Annotated in this window: 4 protein-coding genes; all 4 read right to left on the bottom strand. The window is 69.6% G+C overall.

Annotated elements, in window-relative coordinates:
• Position 1 precedes the first annotated feature (1 nt).
• From OG225_RS00215 to OG225_RS00200, 4 genes are read right to left on the bottom strand one after another with little or no spacing between them, the layout of a single operon-like run.
• Positions 2 to 814, bottom strand: a complete 813-nt coding sequence (locus OG225_RS00215) for an ABC transporter permease (protein WP_216913672.1) — start codon at positions 812 to 814, stop codon at positions 2 to 4.
• Positions 814 to 1632: an ABC transporter permease gene (locus tag OG225_RS00210; protein ID WP_405179887.1), complete on the bottom strand. Its 819-nt coding sequence runs from the start codon at positions 1630 to 1632 to the stop codon at positions 814 to 816. The genes OG225_RS00215 and OG225_RS00210 overlap by 1 nt, the downstream gene beginning before the upstream one ends.
• Entirely contained in the window at positions 1629 to 2597 is a 969-nt protein-coding gene (locus tag OG225_RS00205; RefSeq protein ID WP_216913682.1) for an ATP-binding cassette domain-containing protein, read from the bottom strand. Before OG225_RS00205 ends, OG225_RS00210 begins: the two co-directional genes overlap by 4 nt.
• Positions 2594 to 16288 (bottom strand): amino acid adenylation domain-containing protein, encoded by a 13695-nt coding sequence (locus tag OG225_RS00200; RefSeq protein ID WP_405179886.1) that lies wholly within the window; start codon positions 16286 to 16288, stop codon positions 2594 to 2596. The genes OG225_RS00205 and OG225_RS00200 overlap by 4 nt, the downstream gene beginning before the upstream one ends.
• Positions 16289 to 16460 lie beyond the last annotated feature (172 nt).

Raw genomic sequence — 16460 nt, 5'->3', positions numbered from 1 at the left:
TCTACCTGCGGCTGGCTCGGCGGTAGCCGATGACGGCGGGTACCGCGAAGACCACGATCGCGCCGACCGACCACGCCACGGTCAGGATCAGCGGCCTCGCGAGCGGCCCGCCCAGCGACAGCGCCTTCATGGCGTCCACGGCCACCGACATCGGCTGATTGCGCACCAGCGGCTGGATCCATTCCGGGTAGGCGGGCAGCGGAACGAATCCGGTGCTGAAGAACATCAGCAGCGAACTGAGGATGGTGATGCCCTCCACCAGGCTCGCCTTCGCGGTGAAGACGGCGATGGCCGTCACCATGGTGGCGAACGCCAGGCCGAACAGCACCGGGATCACGATGAACAGCAGCGCCGCCGCCGGACCCTGCTGGAAACGGAAGCCGAGCAGATAGCCGACGACGACCACGGCCAGCGTGCCCGCGAGGATGCGGCAGCCCTCGGCCAGGATCCGCGAGATCAGGCCGGACGCGCGGTGCACCGGCAGCACCCAGAACCGGGCGAGCAGACCCGCGTCACGTTCACGGCCGAGCATCACGCCGCTGGCCACCGCGCCGGACAGCGCGCCGACGATGGCGACCATCGGCACCGACCCGTACAGGGCGTTCGTGCCGCCGAATTTCTCGATCTGTCCGCCGATCACGATATCCAGCATCAGCAGCAGCAGACACGGGATGATCAGGGTCTCCAGCAGCGCCACCGGATTGCGCGACCAGCGCAACAGCAGACGCTGGGTCTGAATCGCGGTGTGCCGCAGCAGCGAGGCCGGTGCGGTTTCGGAGGTCGCGGTCCGAATTCGTGTGTCGGTGTACACCATCACGCCTTCCTCGAGCTCAGCCGGATGGCCAGTGGCAGGCACACCACGAGAATGCCGACGGCCCACAGCAGCGGCGGGCCCATGAGCGCCCAGCTCACCTCGCCCGCGTTACCCTTCGGATCGCCCGCGAGCGCACGCAGCGCGATCGACCACTGCGATATCGGCTGGTTGCGGACGAAAGGTTCGATCCAGTCCGGGAATTGGCTCGCGGGCGCGAGTCCGGTCGACAGCATGCCGAAGATCAGCGGCGGCAGCACCAGCGCCTGTGTCGTCGCCTCGGGGCTTTTCGACACCGTGCCGATGACGTCGGCGCCCAACGTCAGCGCCACTCCGATCAACAGCGAGAACAGCACCCAGCCGAGGGTGTACCAGGGGCCCTCGTGGAAGCGGAAGCCGATGACATGTCCGCTGACCACCGCCGCCGCCAGCGCGATTAGCAGCCGGAACAGATTGCCCGACATGCGCGCGGCCACCGGCACGAGCGACCCGATGGGCATGGAGCCGAATCGACGGTCGAGTCCGGCGACCGCGTCGGTGGCCGAGCGGAAGGCCGCGCCGATCGCGGTGAACGCGGCGGCTTGCAGGATCACCAGCGGCATCATGAACTGCGCGTAACTGCTGAACCCGTTGCCGGAGAACATCATCACCGTCTTCAACGGGATGTAGAAGCTGGCGGTGAAGGCGGCGGGCGCCAGTACCGAGGAGAGCACCTCCCCGGTTTTGACCGAGGGCACGACCAGTCGGGAGGTCAGCACCCACCACTGCTGGACGCGGAACGGGGTGGCGCGGGAGTCGGCCAGCCAGGCCCCGGTCGTCATGCGACTTCCTCTTTCGTCTCCGCGAGATGGCCGGTCAGCTTCAGGAAGACATCGTCGAGGGAGGGTCGGCGCAACGCGATGTCGACGAGTTCGACACCGGAGGCGTCGAGTCGGCGCAGCGCCTCGGCGAGAGTGCGCGCACCGTCGGGGGCGGGGATCGCGATGCGGTCCGATTCCGGGGTGAGCGCGGCCCGATTACTCTCGGGCAGCAGCGAACCCAGCGCGGCCGCGATGGCGGGCAGATCCTTCAGATCCAGCGGCACCACCTCGCAATAGCTGCCGCCGGTACGGGATTTCAGTTCGTCGGCGGTGCCCTCGGCGATGACGACACCGTGGTCGATGACGATGATCCGGTCGCACAGGGCGTCGGCCTCTTCCAGGTACTGGGTCGTCAGCAGGGTGGTGATGCCGTGTTTGCGGAATCCGGCGACCAGATCCCACACGCCCTGCCTGCTGCGCGGATCGAGTCCGGTGGTCGGTTCGTCGAGGAACACCACGTCGGGGCGCACCACGAGTCCGCACGCGATATCGATACGCCTGCGCATGCCGCCGGAGTAGGTGCCGACCCGGCGGCCCGCCGCGTTCTCCAGATCGAATTCGGCCAGCAGTTCGTCGGCGCGGGCGCGGGCGGGCTGTTTGCGCAGACCCATGAGCCTGCCGAACATCACCAGATTCTCGTAACCGGTGAGCATGTCGTCCAGGGCGGCGAACTGCCCGGTCAACATGATGGCGCGGCGCACGGCGGCCGGATCGGCGACCACGTCGTGGCCCGCGACCGTCGCCCGGCCCTTGTCCGGGGCGATCAGCGTCGACAGGATGTTCACCGTGGTGGTCTTGCCCGCGCCGTTCGGGCCGAGGATGCCGAGCACCTCCCCCTGCGCGGCCACGAAATCCACACCGCGCAGGGCGTGTACGGCCCCGAAGGACTTCTCGATGCCTTCGACCACTACTCCGGTCTCGCTCACTGCTCTGCCTCCTGTGTCTGGCGGGACTTCCGCGCCGTGAAATGCTCGTCGAGCACGCGCGCGATGATCGGCAGCACGTGTGGTGCGGTCAGTTCGTCGTGGCTGACGTCCACGTCGAAGTTGGTGATCTCCCCGGTGACATACGGTCGCCAGCCTTCCGGGCCGAAGATGTCCGAAGTGTCCACGGTGGCACTGAAATACAGCACGTCACCGTCGAAAATCGGTCGCTGGTAACCGGTTCTGGTCCTGGCCGAGGCGTTGTAGGAACCGGCCATCCTTTCCAGGGTGTCGGCGTCGACCAGTTCCACTCCGCCCGTTCGTTCCCGGATGAGGTCGGCGGCTTCCTGGGCCGTGGCCTCCTCCGGCACGTCCTCGATGCCGAAGACCGCGCCGAAGGTACTGATGAACGCGCCCGCGGTGAGTTTCTCGATGCTGTCGCCGTCGATATCGGCGGTGTCGGCGTCGAGCAGGGCGACGATGCCGACCTCGTGACCGGCCTCGGTCAGTCGGGTGGCGATGGCGTGGGCGATGAGCCCGCCGAACGACCAGCCGAGCAGGTGGTAGGGCCCCTGCGGCTGTACGGCGAGGATCTCGCGCACGTACCGGTCGGCGAATTCGTCGATACTGCGCGCCGACGGTTCCTTGCCGCTCAGATCCGGGGCCTGGAGACCGTAGACCGGACGGCCGGGAGCCAGCGCTTCGGCGAAGCCCAGGTAGGTCCAGGCCATTCCGGACGACGGATGGACGCAGAACAGCGCCGCTTCGTCGCCGCCGGGCCGGATCGGCAGCAGGACGTCGAGTCCGAGCGCGTTCCCCGGCTGCGCCGTCGCGGCGGCCGCCTGTGCCATGGCCAGTTCCTCCTCGGCGCCCGCCCGGAGTGCCTCGGGGGTGCGGGCGAAGGCCGCCGCCGCGCCGAGCGCGTCCACCCAGAGGCGGGCGAGTTCGGCGACGTCGTCGCGGTCGAACAGATTCGCGGAGAATCCGAAACCGGCGGTCAAGCGGTCACCGACCACGACGGCGTTCACGTCGATCTCCGATTGCAGTGGCACGTCGGGGTATTCGGCGGCCGGGAGTTCGCCGAGTTCGTCGGTGGGCAGCCAGCCGAGACCTTCCAATCCGGCCGGGATATCGCCGGTCGAGTACCGGCCCAGGTAGTTGAATCCGATCCGGCCGGGCAACGTGCCCGGCAGCTGCCTGGCGGTTTCGGCGTTGAGGTAACGCAGCAGGCCGAATCCGATGCCCTTGTCCGGCACCGCGAGCAGCCGGTGCTTGGCCGCGCGGATGGCGGTGCCGAGGTCGGGACCGTCCGCGGCGGCGGCGTCGATACGCACCGGGTAGATGGTGGTGAACCAGCCGAGGGTTCGCGAGAGGTCGGCGCCGGGCACGATCTCCTGCTGACGGCCGTGGCCTTCGAGTCGGATCAGGACGCTGTCGTCGTCGGTCGCCGCGTCCCTGCCCGCACGCCACCGGCGCACGGCGAGAGCGAGGGTGGCGAGCAGGGTGTCCTCCACACCGCCGTGGAACAGGCCGGGCAGCGTGGTCAGCAACGCGGCGGTGACCTCTTCGGACACCTCCACCTCGAGCTGACTCAGGGTGCCCGCCCGATCGAGCACCGGGTCCAGGTCGCGGGCGCCGAAACGCGGATCCGGTCCGTCGATCACCCCGCGCCAGTAGTCGAGTTCGGCGACCCGGCTCTCCCGGTGCGCCTCCTCGGTGAGCGCGTGCGACCAGCGACGCATGGAGGTGCCGGTCTCGGTGAGCACCGGCGTGCTACCCGCGGAGACCTGGGCCCAGGCCGCCATCAGGTCGGGTACCAGGATCCGCCACGACACACCGTCGACCACCAGGTGGTGGGCGATGACGATCAGGCGTCCGGCCCTGGTGCGGTCACCGGCTTCGCCCACCGGATCCAGCCACAGGAATCGCAGCACCCGCCCGGCGGCCGGATCCAGCCGGTTCATCGCCGAATCCAGTTCGGTGATCGCGAATTCGCGCAGATCGACGCTATCGGCGTCGGCGGCGAATTCGACGCGGCGGATCATCGCGGCGACATCGACCGAACCGGGTTCGGCGACTTCGAGCGCGTGGTCACCGTGCGGCCCGCCGTTACCCTCCGGACGTATCCGCTGGTAGAGGCGGGAGCGGAGCATATCGTGCTTGTCGACCACGGCCGTGAGCGTCGCGACGAGCTGATCGTGGCGGATGCCCGCGGGCAGTTCGAGTACCGCGGTCTGGGCGAAACGGCGGTAGTCGCCGCCGCGTTCGAGCATGTAGCCGACGATGGGTGTCAGCGGCATCTCGCCGACGCCGCCGCCGGGCAGTTCATCGAGGGTGACGGCCTCGCCCGCCGCGTCCGCCGCCGTGGCGAGGGCCGCCACGGTGCGATGTTCGAAAACCTGCAACGGGGTCACCGTGACGCCCTGCCCGCGAGCCCGCGACACCAGCTGGATCGCCAGGATGCTGTCGCCGCCGAGCGCGAAGAACGAATCGTGCACGCCGACCTTGTCGCGGCCGAGCAAGGCCGCGAACACGTCGGCCAGGATCTCCTCGGTGGCCGTTGCCGGCGCGACGTATTCGGTCTCCTCGGCGGCGAACACCGGTTCCGGCAATGCCTTTCGATCCAGTTTGCCGACCGCGTTGAGCGGGATCGCGTCCATGACCACGATCGAGGACGGCACCATGTACCCGGGCAGCGTGTCGGCGGCGTAGGCGCGCAACGCCGCGACATCGAGTTCCACTCCCGGCTCGTGCACGACGTAGGCCGCGAGCGCGGTGGATCCGGCCGGACCTCGGACACCGAGCGTCACCGCGAATTCCACACCGTCGGCGCGACCGAGCACCGCGTCGATCTCGCCGAGTTCGATGCGCTGACCGCGCACCTTCACCTGGAAATCGGTGCGCCCGATGTATTCGAGCCGCATACCGGCCGCCGTGCCCGTCGCGCGAATCCAGCGCACCAGGTCGCCGGTACGGTACATCCGCTCCCCCGGCGCGCCATGCGGATCGGCGACGAATCTGGCGGCGTCGAGATCGGGCCGAGCGTGATATCCGCGTGCCAGCGCGGGGCCGGTGAGATACAGCTCCCCCGCCACCCCGACCGGAACCGGCCGCAGTCGCTCGTCGAGGACGAGCACCGCCGCACCGCGGATCGGGCCGCCGATGGTCACCGGTTCGCCGACCTTCAGCGGAGCCGAACCCGTTGCCCAGATGGTGAATTCGGTGGGACCGTACAGGTTGACCATGGTGCGCCCGACCGCCCAGCGCTCCACGAGTTCCGCGCCGACCGCCTCACCGGCCACCGCGAGCACCCGCACACTCGACACCCGCTCCGGATCCACCGTCGCCAGCGCCGAGGGCGTGATGACCATATGGGTGACCCGCTGCGCCTCGATCAGCTCCGCGAGCGCGTCACCGCCGTAAACCTCCGGCGGTGCGACAACCGCCGCGCCACCCGATCCGAAGGCCATGATCGCCTCGAAGATCGAGGCGTCGAAACTCGGCGAGGCGACTTGGAGGACACGGGAATTCTCGTCCACCCGCAGCGATTCCTGTTGGGCCGCGACGAGATCTGCGAGACCGCGATGGGAGACCGTGACGCCCTTCGGTGTTCCGGTCGACCCCGAGGTGTAGATCATCCACGCGGCATGGTCGGGGCGGATCGGGGCGCGCAGATCGCGCGAACGCACCGTGTGAGCGTCGGCGCGGGACCAGGTCGCGACGAAGTCGGGGTCGTCGAGTACCAGCCAGCACGCCGAATCCGGCAGTCCCGACCGGTGCGCGCCGACCGTGAGGCCCAGTGCCGCACCGGAATCGGTGAGCATGTGCTCGATCCGGTCGAGCGGATGTTTCGGATCGACGGGCAGGAATGCCGCGCCCGCCTTGGCCGCCGCCCACACGCCGGTCAGCAGTTCCGCGCCCCGGGTGAGTCCGAGGGCGATCACGGTCTCCGGGCCCGCACCCGCCTCGATGAGCACCCGGGCCAACCGGTTCGACCGTGCGTCGAGCTCGCGGTAACTGGTGGTGACACCGTCGACCACCAGGGCCGCGCGATCGGGATGGGCGGCCGCCGACTCCGCCAGCAGCCAGGGCAGCGGCACGGTGCCGACGGTGCGCGGGCCGCGTACCGGGACCAGCGCGGCGCGTTCGCCCGCGGCGAGGATGTCGATATCGGCGATCGTCAGATCCGGGTCGGCGACCACGGCGGCGAGCACCCGCTGCCACCGCTGCGCGAAGGCGGCGACGGTGGCCGGGTCGAATAGGTCGGTGGCGTAGGTGAGAACGCCGTCGATACCGGCGACGTCCGTGCCCGCGAAACGTTCACGCAGGTCCAGCGCCAGATCGAATTGCGCGGCGTCGCGATCCAGATCCTCGACCTCGATGCGCAGGCCGGACAGTTCCAGCACCGGTTCCACGAAATTCTGCAACGACAGCGACACCTGGAAGATCGGGTGGTGCGCCGTGGACCTGGCCGGGTTCAGCACCTGCACCAGCCGTTCGAAGGGCACGTCGGCGTTGGCGAAAGCATCCAGATCCGACGTCCGCACGCCACGGAGGAATTCGCGGAATCCGGCATTCGGGTCGACCGGCGTCCGCAACGCCAGGGTGTTGACGAACATGCCGACCAGACCGTCGAGCGCCGCCTCGCCGCGTCCGGCCACCGCCGTGCCGACGACCACGTCGTCGGTGCCGCCGAGGCGTGCGAGCAGCACGGCGAGCGCGGCGTGGATCACCATGAACAGGCTGACATCGGCGGCGGTGGCGAGTTCGGCCATGCCTCGGTGCAGCGCCGGATCCACCGTGATCGCCACGTCGGCGCTGCGCATGGACTGCACCGCCGGACGCGGACGGTCGCCGGGAAGTTCCAGCAGATCCGGTGCGCCGGTGAGAGATTCGGTCCAGTGGTCGATCTGACGCGCGGCCAGCGATTCCGGATCGGATTCCGCGCCGAGCAGTTCGCGGTGCCAGAGCGCGAAATCGGCGTATTGCACCGGCAGCGCGGTCATTTCGGCCTCGACACCCATGGCGCGGGCCGCGTAGGCGGTCATGAGGTCGGTGGCGAGCGGGGCCATCGACGTACCGTCGGCGCTGATGTGGTGGACGACGAGGACCACGACGTGCACCGGGGCTCCCGACGCGTCGCCCCCGGTGTCGCCGGCGGCGATGCCGTCTGCGGTACCTGTGGTGCCCGCAGCGACTGCGAGGGCTTCGGTGCTCACGGCGGCTGCGAGGGCCTCCGTGTCCTCGGCCGCTACGGTGGCTTTCCTGTCCCCGGCGGCTACGGTGGCATTCCTGCCCCCGGCAACTTCGGGGGATGCGGTACCGGCGGTGTCGTGGACGCGGAACAGTCCGACCCGCAACGGTGGTTGGGTGGCGAGGTCGAATCCGACGCCGGCGAGTTCCGCGATCCGCTCACGCAGGGCAACCGCGCCGTCGGCGTCCACCGAGCGCAGGGCCGGTGCCGCCACCTCGACGCCGACCACGACCTGGCGGGGCCCGTCGGCGTCGGAGGGGTACATGGTCCGCAGACTCTCGTGCCTGGCGACCACGTCGGACAGCGCCAGTCTCATGGCCTCGACGTCCAGGTCACCGGTCAGGCGCAGCGCGACCGCGATGTTGTAGGCGGGCGAACCGGGGTCGAGCTGGTTGAGCACCCACATCCGCTGCTGCGCGGGCGAGAGCGGGATACGGTCGGGCCGGATCCGGGGCGCGAGGCCGAAGCGGGCCCGCGCGCCCGCGCCCGCCGGGACGACGCGGGCCGCCAACTGGGCGACGGTCGGCGCGTCGAACAGGTCGCGCAGGGCGATCGTCGAGCCGAGCGCCGCGTTGATCCTGGCGATCACCCGGGTGGCGCTGAGCGAATTGCCGCCCAGTTCGAAGAAGGAGCGGTCGACGCTGACCCGTTCGGCGTCGAGCACCTCGGCGAACACTTCGGCGACGGCGTGTTCGACCGGCGTGCGCGGTGCCAGGTAGCGGCGCTGGAAACTCTCGAAGTCCGGCATCGGCAGGGCCTTGCGGTCCAATTTGCCGACCGGGGTGAGCGGAACGTCGTCGAGCACGATGAGGTATCCGGGCACCATGTATCCGGGCAGCGCGCCCGCGATCCGGGCCCGCAGCCGCTCGGTTTCGAATCCGACGCCCGCGCCGACGGACGCGCGCCAGGCCTGGGTCGGCACCACGTAGGAGACCAGGACGGTCTCCCCGGCCGGGCCGGGGGTGCCGATGGTCGCGGCGTATTCGACCTCGTCGTCGGCGGACAGCACGGCGTCGATCTCGCCGAGTTCGATACGCAGGCCGCGGATCTTGACCTGGAAATCGCTGCGCCCCAGGTATTCCAGTTCCAGAGTGCCGTTCCAGTCGACCCAGCGCACCATATCGCCGGTGCGATACATCCGTTCCCCGGCCGCGCCGTGGGGGTTGGCGACGAACCGGCCCGCGGTCATCGCGAAACGGTTGAAGTACCCGCGGGCGATGGCCGGACCCGCCAGGTACAGCTCGCCTTCGACGCCGACCGGCACCGGACGCAACCAGCCGTCGAGCACCATCAGTTCGGCGCCGCGGATCGGCCCACCCATGGTGACCGGTTCGCCGGCCTTCAACTCACCGGGACCGCTCGCCCAGATACTGAATTCGGTGGGCCCGTACAGGTTCGCCATCCGCCGCCCGACCGACCACTGCGCGGTCAGTTCCGCACCGGCCGCCTCGCCCGCGACCGAGAGCACCCGCAGATCGGGCAGTCCCGTCGGATCCATGGTGGCCAGCACCGACGGCGTGATCACCGCGTGGGTGACGCGCTGGGCGCGCAACAGCTGTTCGAGTTCGGAGCCGCCGTACACCTCCGCCGGGGACAGCACCAGCCGCCCGCCGACGGCGTGCGCGGTCAGCAGTTCGAAGACCGACGCGTCGAAACTCGGCGAGGCGACCTGCAACGCGCTGGCCGTCGGGTCCAGATCCAGCGTTTCCCGCTGTGCCGTCACCAGATTCGCGATACCGCGGTGGCTGAGCAGCACGGCTTTGGGTTTGCCGGTGGAGCCGGAGGTGTAGATCAGGTACGCGGTCTGATCCATCCGGATCGCGCCGCCGCGTTCCTCGTCGGTGATGGGGGCGTCGGACACGGTCATCACGCGCCGGATGGTGTTGAGATCGTCCAGCAGCAACCAGTCGATGGTGCTCGGCAGCGTCTCGCCGGTGGCCCGGACGGTGACGCCGATCGGGGCCTTGGAATCGGTGAGGATGTGCTCGATCCGTTCCACCGGGTAGTTCGGGTCCAGCGGCGCGAAGGCGGCGCCGGTCTTGGCCAGCGCCCACACCGCGACCACCGACTCCACCGAACGGGTCAGCGCCAGGACGACGAAGACCTCGGCCCCGATACCCCGGCGCAGCAGGACCCGCGCGAACCGGTTCGACCACGCGTCGAGTTCGCCGTAGGTCATCCGGTCACCGCCCGCGTCGATCGCGACGGCGTCCGGATCGATCCGCGCCCCGGCGCCGAGCACCTCGGGCAGGGTGCGCTGGGGTACCGACTCCGGCCCGCGCACCGGCAGCAGCGCGGCACGTTCGGCGGGGTCGCAGTGGTGCAGTCGCGCGACGAGCGATTCCGGCCGGTCGGCGATCTGGGTGAGCAGCAGCACGAATCGGTCGAGCAGTCGCCGCGCCGAGGATTCCGTCAGATGGTCGGCCAGGAATTTCACGGTGATGCGCAGGGTGTCGTTGCTGCCTGGCATGCCGTGCAGCGGAATCACCATGAGGTTCAACGGATACGGGGTGGCGTCGGTGCCCTCGACATCGAGGATGCGCATACCGGCGATATCCATCGACCGCGACAGTGCCTCGCGGTCGATCGGATACGACTCGAAAACCGTGAGTGTGTCGAACAATTCGGCGAGACCGACGGCCTGGTGGATGGCCGCGAGCCCGACGTGCTGGTGATCGAGCAGCCGCGCCTGTTCGGTCTGCACCCGCGCCAGCAGATCGCGCACCGACTCCGACGGGTCCAGACGCACCCGCACCGGCAGGGTGTTGATGAACAGGCCGACCATATCCTCGACACCGGCCAGTTGCGGCGGCCGACCGGAGACGGTGCCGCCGAACACCACATCGCCGCGTCCGGTGAGCATGGCGAGCAGCAGTGCCCACGCGGCCTGCACCGCGGTGTTGACCGTCGCGCCCGCGGCCCGGGTGGTGGCTTCCAGCCGCGCGATCAACTCGGCGGGCAGGTCGACCGAGACCATGCCGGATTCGGTCGAGTGGATATCGGCCAGGGTCGCGATGGCCCTGGTGGGCGCGTCGATTCCGGCCAACGCCGCACGCCACACGGCGACAGCGGCGTCCGAGCCACCCGGCGCGTTCCCGGCCGCGGCGTCGTCGTCCTGTTCGGCCAGCCAGGACAGGAATTCCCGGTAGGACGGTGCGGGCGGAAGCACGTCGGCGACAGCGGCGCCCGCGCCCGTCGCGATGTAGACGGTGAGCAGTTCGCGCACCAGCAGCGGCGTCGACCAGCCGTCGAGCACCAGGTGGTGATTGGTCATCAGCAGCGTGTAGGTCTCGGGGCCCGTGCACAGGAGCAGGAACCGCAGCAGCGGCGCGCGGGTGAGATCGAAACGGCTGTGCGCGTCGACCGCGATCAGGCGGTCGAGTTCACGCTCACGCTCGGCCGGATCGGCGAGGCGGGTGAGATCGATTTCCTGCCAGCGCACCTCGGCGCTGGACAGCACGAGCTGACGCGGTCCGTCCTCGGTCTCGACGAATACGGCGCGCAGATTCTCGTGACGGTCGACCAGAGTCTGTGCCGCCGTCCGCAATCGGGCCGCGTCGACCCGGCCCGCGAGCGTGAGGCGGGTCTGCACGGTGTAGCCGTCGGCGGTGTCGGTGTCGTACCAGGCGTGGAACAGCAGACCGTATTGCAGCGGCGACAGCGGCCACACCTCGGCCAGATTCGGGTAGGTGCGCGCCCACCCGTCGATCTGAGGCTGGGTCACGGTGGTCAGCGCGAAATCCGACGGGGTGTAGCCACCCGCGTCCGGCGCGCTCGCGTGCGCGGCCAGCGCGCCCAACGCCTCGGTCCACAGCCCGGCCAGTTCGGCGACCTGGTCCGCGTCCAGCACGCCGGAGGCGTAGGCCCAGGTGACCTCGAGCGCGGAGGCGCCCATGATCGCGTTGATGTCGACGACCGCGGGCAGCGGCGCGCGATCGTCCTGGGTCGAGGCGAACCGCCTTGGCATCCAAGCCTCGTCGGTTCCGCCCACGCTTCGCCCGAGGTAGTTGAAGCTGATCTGCGGAACGGGCGCGTCGGCCAGCGACGCCGACCCCTCGCGGTCCAGGTAGCGCAGCATGCCGTAGCCGACACCGCGATCGGGCACCGCACGCAACTGTTCCTTGGCCGCCTTGATCGCGGCGCCCGCCGCCGGACCGCCCGCGAACGCGTCGTCCAGGTCGATGCCGGTCAGGTCGAGGGCCACCGGGTAGACGCTGGTGAACCAGCCCACCGTGCGCGCGACATCCGCGCCGGGCAGCACGGATTCCTCACGACCGTGCCCTTCCAGCGTGAACAGCGCGCCGGTGCGGTCGCGCCAGCGGCCGACGGCCATGGTCAGCGCGGCCAGCAGTACGTCGTCCGCGCCGCAGTGGAATCGCGCGGGGGCGATATCGAGCACCGCGTCCGCGATCTCGGCGTCGACGGTGGTGGTCAGTTGCGCCATGGTGGAAACCACGTCGACGGTGGGATCTGCGGCGCGGCGGCCGATCGCGGGGTCGTCGGTCCGCAGGATCCGCTGCCACAGCGGCAGTTCCGCGCGTCGCGAGTCCGTCTGTTCCGCGATGGCGTGTGCCCAGCGGCGGAAGGAGGTACCGACCGGGTCGAGGGTGCCGCCGAACCAGGCGGTCGCCAGATCCGGGAGCAGCACGCGCCACGACACACCGTCGGTGACGAGGTGGTGCAGCACCAACCAGAGTAACGAACCCTCGGCCGGGCCCGACCCGGATTTCGGAGCCACCCAGTCTTGTCGCGGCGAACCGTCGGCGTGCCCGTCCTTGCCCGAACCGGATTCCGACGCCACCTCGCCTTGTCGCGGCGAACTGGCGTCGTGCCCGTCCAGCCCCGAAACGGATTCCGGCTCGCGCCCATCCGGATTCGGCGAGGTGACGTCCCCCGCTCGTTCATCGGTGGGCTGGATCAGCACGAACCGTGCGACGACACCCGCCGCCGGATCGAGCAGATCGGCGGCACGCTGCAAGGCGCGTTCGGTGAACTCCTCGAGGTCGCCCTCGGCGGTGACCACCTCGATCAGGTCGGCGGCGTCGACCGAACCGGGTTCGGCGACCACCCATTCCCGGTCGTCGCCGGATCGGCGCAGGGTGCTGCGGAGCATGTCGTGGTGGTCGATCAGGGTACGCACGGCACCGGTCAGCGGGGCCGGGTCGATATCCGCGGGCAATCCGATCAGCACGGCCTGGCTGTAGCGCTGCCAGGTGTCGCCGTGTTCGAGCATGGCGTGCACGATCGGGGTGAGCGCGACCGGTCCCACACCGCCACCGGGCAATTCGACGACGGCGCTGTCGGCCACGTCGGTCGCGGCGGCGGCCAGCGCGGCGACGGTCTTGCGTTCGAAGACGTCGCGGGCGCTGAACTGCATTCCCGCGGCCCGCGCCCGCGACACCAGCTGGATGGAGATGATGCTGTCGCCGCCGAGCGCGAAGAAATTCTCGTCGACGCCGACCGAATCCAGTCCGAGCACCTCGGCGAATATCGCGGCGAGGATCTCCTCGCGCGGTGTCGACGGCGCGCGGTGTTCGACGTCGCGCGCGCCGAAATCCGGTGCGGGCAGCGCCCGCCGATCGACCTTGCCGACCGGGGTGAGCGGCAGATGATCGAGCACCATCACCACCGAGGGCACCATGTACCCCGGAAGATTCTGCCCGACAGCGGCTTTGAGCGCCTCCGGCAGCAATTGCGCACCGGGCACCGGGAGTACGTAGGCCACCAGCGCGGTGACGCCCGCGGGGGTGGTCGCCCCCAGGGTCAGGGCGAAGTCCACACCCGGCTGCTTCTGCAACGCGGCGTCGATCTCGCCGAGTTCGATGCGATATCCGCGCACCTTCACCTGGAAATCGCCGCGCCCGGCGTACTCCAGTTCCAGCCTGCCGTCGCGGTGGCACCAGCGCACCAGGTCGCCGGTGCGGTAGAGCCGTTCACCCGGCACATAGGGATCGGCGACGAACCGGCTCGCGGTCAAGCCGTTGCGGCGGTGATAACCGCGAGCGACGGCGGGTCCGCCGAGGTACAGCTCACCCGCCGCGCCCGGAGCGACCGGGCGCAACCACGGATCGAGCACCACCGCGCGCACGCCGCGGGTGATACCGCCGATGGTGATCGGGGATTCGGGTGTCAGCGGCTCGCTCAGCGTCACCGTGATGGTGGTCTCGGTGGGTCCGTACCCGTTCAGCAGCCTCCGTCCCGACCATTTCGCGACCAGTTCCGGCGGGCAGGCGTCGCCGCCGACGATGACGGTGCGCAACTCGGGGAGGGTCGCCGGGTCGAGCGAATTCACCACGGCGGGAGTGACATTGAGATGGGTGGCACCGTAGTCGCGCAAAACCCGCGCCAGCTCCTCACCCGCGTAGGCCGCGGGTGGAACGACCGCGACGGTCGCGCCCGCCGCGAGCGCGACCAGCAACTCTTCGACCGAGATGTCGAAACTGGGCGAGACGGCATGGGCCACCACCGAATCGGCTGTGACCTCGAATCCGGCGCCGGAGTTCGCGACGAGATTCGCCAGTCCGCGATGGGAGACCATGACGCCCTTGGGCAGACCGGTCGATCCCGAGGTGTAGATGAGGTAGGCGGTCTGGTCGAGACGCAGAGCCGCCGTCCGGTCGGCGTCGATGATCGCGCCCGAATCCTGTTCATCGACAGCACTGTTGGTCGCATCGTCGTCGAGGACCAGCCAGGTCACCTTGTCCGGGAGCGAATCCCTGGCCGCGGCCACGGTCAGCCCGGCCACCACACCGCTGTCGTCGATCATGTACTCGATACGGTCGGCGGGGTATCCGGGATCGATCGGCACGAAGGCCGCACCGGTCTTGGCGACCGCCCACATGGCCAGCACCGACTCCGCCGAACGCGGAATCGAAATCGCCACGGCGCGTTCGGGTCCCGCGCCGGAGGCGATCAGCAGCCGGGCCAGCCGGTCGGTGTACTCGCCCGCTTCGCGGTAGGTCAGCATCCGGTCCCCGGCGCGGATCGCGACCGCGTCGGGCGCGAGCGCCGCGCCGTCGGCGAGGATTTCCGGCAGGGTGCGCGCGGGGACATCCTCGATGCCACGGGCGGGAACCAGTTCGGCGGATTCCTCGTCCGACAGCACCGGAACGGTCGCCACCGGCGCGTCGGGTCCCGCGACCAGGAAACGGTGCAGGAAGGCGAGGAAGCGGCCGTGCTGGGCGGTCAGTTCGTCGTCGGCGTAGAGATTCGGATTGGCCTGGAAGTCGATATGGGTGCTCTCCCCGCCGACGCCCGGATACAGGTTGAGGAACAGATCCTCGATGAGCCCCGAGGTGAGCACGTGCATACGCCCGGTGACCGGGCCCAGCGCGATCCTGGTGTCCATCATCATCAGGTTGACCGTCGGTCCGAAGGACGCGGCCTCGTCCACCGCCCAGCCGAGATCGCGGACGATGTCCTCCTGGCGATAGCGCTGCCTGCGCAGCGCCGAAGTCAACTCCGACTGCGCGGCGCGGATCAGCGCACCGGTGGTGACGGTGGTATCCAGGCGCAGCCGCAGCGGCACCACATTGGCGACCATGCCGCCCGAGCGACGCAGCGAGGCGGTGGTCCGGCCGGAGACCGGCAGACTGAGCATCACTTCCGGCGCGCCGGTCATCGCACCCAGGTAGGCGCCGAACGCGGCGACGACCACCGGCGCGACGCTGGAATTCTCCGATTTCGCCACGGCGTCCATGAGCGCGGCCGTCGCCGCGGGCAGTTCGCCGGTCATCAGGCTGGGGTGGGCGTCCACATCGGCCGCCCGGCCCGCGAGACTCACCGGTTCGGCCATACCCGCCAGGTGCTCGCGCCAGTGCTGACCGTCGGCCCGGAACCGGTCGGAGGCACGGTAGGCGAGGTCGGCGTCGATGATCTTGCGCAGGTCCTCGGCCTTGCCGCGCGGCTGCTCGCGTCCGTCGGCCATCGCCTCGTACAGTTCGGCGACCCGCTGGAGCAGGGTCATCGCGCCGAAACCGTCGAGCACGATGTGGTGGATGCGCTGGTACCAGAGCCAGTGCTGTTCACCGACCCGCAGCATCGTCATGGTGGCGAGGCGGTCGCGCATCAGATCCAGCGGTGCGCTGTATTCCGCGCGCATCCAGGCCTGCGCGGCCGCCATCGGATCGGATTCGCCACGGAAATCCACCACGACCAGATCGTCGTCGAGGGTCGGGTCGATGATCTGGTACGGGAAACCGTCCACGTCGATCAGCCGCAGATAGCCGGTGCCGAATTCCCGGCCCGCCAGCCGCGAGGCCGCGGCGAGCATTTCGAGATCGATCGGTCCGTCGAATTCGGTGTATTGCGCGATGGAAATCGGGGTCCGGCCGGCGAAATGCTGGGCGAACCAGATTCCGCGCTGCGCGGCGGACAGGGGGAAGGCTTCGGCGGGCAACGTGTCGTCCGACGTAACCGGCGAAAGAGAGCGCTGTGGCATGGGTGATTCCTGCGTACTCAGGCGAGGGTCATTGTGGACAGAGCGATACGCGCGCAGCACCGAGCCGGGGCATACGCGCTGTCGGCCGCGGGAAACCTGCTCGATCGGAATGGAACGAGCCGTCGGTCAGGTGATTCGACCAGCGTGCGCATGTATTGGGTCCCCTCGGAAT

The organism is Nocardia sp. NBC_01377, assembly GCF_045040005.1.
GTDB lineage: Bacteria > Actinomycetota > Actinomycetes > Mycobacteriales > Mycobacteriaceae > Nocardia > Nocardia noduli.
Note: the sequence above shows the minus strand (reverse complement) of the source record. Positions and strands in the feature narration are given on the sequence as shown.